This window comes from Achromobacter sp. 01N37 (assembly GCF_056399725.1).
Map to the genome: position 1 here is coordinate 1 of NZ_JBFTRX010000043.1, position 2,047 is coordinate 2,047.

The window sequence follows — 2,047 nt, forward strand, 5'->3', positions numbered from 1 at the left end:
CGGTTAGGCTAACTACTTCTGGTAAAACCCACTCCCATGGTGTGACGGGCGGTGTGTACAAGACCCGGGAACGTATTCACCGCGACATGCTGATCCGCGATTACTAGCGATTCCGACTTCACGCAGTCGAGTTGCAGACTGCGATCCGGACTACGATCGGGTTTCTGGGATTGGCTCCCCCTCGCGGGTTGGCGACCCTCTGTCCCGACCATTGTATGACGTGTGAAGCCCTACCCATAAGGGCCATGAGGACTTGACGTCATCCCCACCTTCCTCCGGTTTGTCACCGGCAGTCTCATTAGAGTGCCCTTTCGTAGCAACTAATGACAAGGGTTGCGCTCGTTGCGGGACTTAACCCAACATCTCACGACACGAGCTGACGACAGCCATGCAGCACCTGTGTTCCGGTTCTCTTGCGAGCACTTCCRAATCTCTTCRGAATTCCAGACATGTCAAGGGTAGGTAAGGTTTTTCGCGTTGCATCGAATTAATCCACATCATCCACCGCTTGTGCGGGTCCCCGTCAATTCCTTTGAGTTTTAATCTTGCGACCGTACTCCCCAGGCGGTCAACTTCACGCGTTAGCTGCGCTACCAAGGCCCGAAGGCCCCAACAGCTAGTTGACATCGTTTAGGGCGTGGACTACCAGGGTATCTAATCCTGTTTGCTCCCCACGCTTTCGTGCATGAGCGTCAGTGTTATCCCAGGAGGCTGCCTTCGCCATCGGTGTTCCTCCGCATATCTACGCATTTCACTGCTACACGCGGAATTCCACCTCCCTCTGACACACTCTAGCTCGGTAGTTAAAAATGCAGTTCCAAAGTTAAGCTCTGGGATTTCACATCTTTCTTTCCGAACCGCCTGCGCACGCTTTACGCCCAGTAATTCCGATTAACGCTTGCACCCTACGTATTACCGCGGCTGCTGGCACGTAGTTAGCCGGTGCTTATTCTGCAGGTACCGTCAGTTTCACGGGGTATTAGCCCATGACGTTTCTTTCCTGCCAAAAGTGCTTTACAACCCGAAGGCCTTCATCGCACACGCGGGATGGCTGGATCAGGGTTTCCCCCATTGTCCAAAATTCCCCACTGCTGCCTCCCGTAGGAGTCTGGGCCGTGTCTCAGTCCCAGTGTGGCTGGTCGTCCTCTCAAACCAGCTACGGATCGTCGCCTTGGTGAGCCGTTACCCCACCAACTAGCTAATCCGATATCGGCCGCTCTAATAGTGCAAGGTCTTGCGATCCCCTGCTTTCCCCCGTAGGGCGTATGCGGTATTAGCTACGCTTTCGCGTAGTTATCCCCCGCTACTAGGCACGTTCCGATACATTACTCACCCGTTCGCCACTCGCCACCAGACCGAAGTCCGTGCTGCCGTTCGACTTGCATGTGTAAGGCATCCCGCTAGCGTTCAATCTGAGCCAGGATCAAACTCTTCAGTTTAATCTCTGTATTTGTTTCGTATTCTTGGTCTAAAGAGCGGTACTGCTAAATTCTTTACTGCTACTTGCTGAACCCGCCAGCGTCGCTGCGGCTTTTGCCTTRCGTCGCTTGCTGTTTTCAGCAGCAGAGAAGCGAGATTATGAAGGAGTTTTTATCGCTTGTCAAATCAGTGTCGTATTTGTTTGCGCTTTCGCGCTGCAACCACTTCACTGCCTGACTTGCTTGCCCTTCAGAACTCACCGGCACTCCCGCACCAGCTTCTTCTCTTCCTAGCAGCTATCGAAACATCGGGGTAAACCCTGAATTTTCGGTAGCAGCCAAGCCAGAAACTATAACATCATTTTTGCGGATCATGCAACCGGCTTTTGCCTAACTTGCATCCTATCCTGCAACGCTGCCTGTTCGCTGGATCTCTCCATCTTCACAACAGCTGAGAAGTATAGGTTCTCACTAATATATAAAGACAAAACCCCACAGGGTTACCTGTGGGGTTTTGCGGAATAAAAGCCTGACGATGACCTACTTTCACAGACGTCCGTCCACTATCATCGGCGCGAAGGCGTTTCACTGTCCTGTTCGGGATGGGAAGGAGTGGTACCACCTTGCTA

2 rRNA genes are annotated in these 2,047 nt (G+C 52.7%); both read right to left on the reverse strand.

What is annotated here, in order from left to right:
• Positions 1-1,439 (reverse strand): 16S ribosomal RNA (locus AC1DSJ_RS30115); the annotation flags it as partial.
• A 506-nt stretch (positions 1,440-1,945) separates the two neighbouring features.
• A 5S ribosomal RNA gene (gene rrf, locus AC1DSJ_RS30120) occupies positions 1,946-2,047 on the reverse strand; the annotation flags it as partial.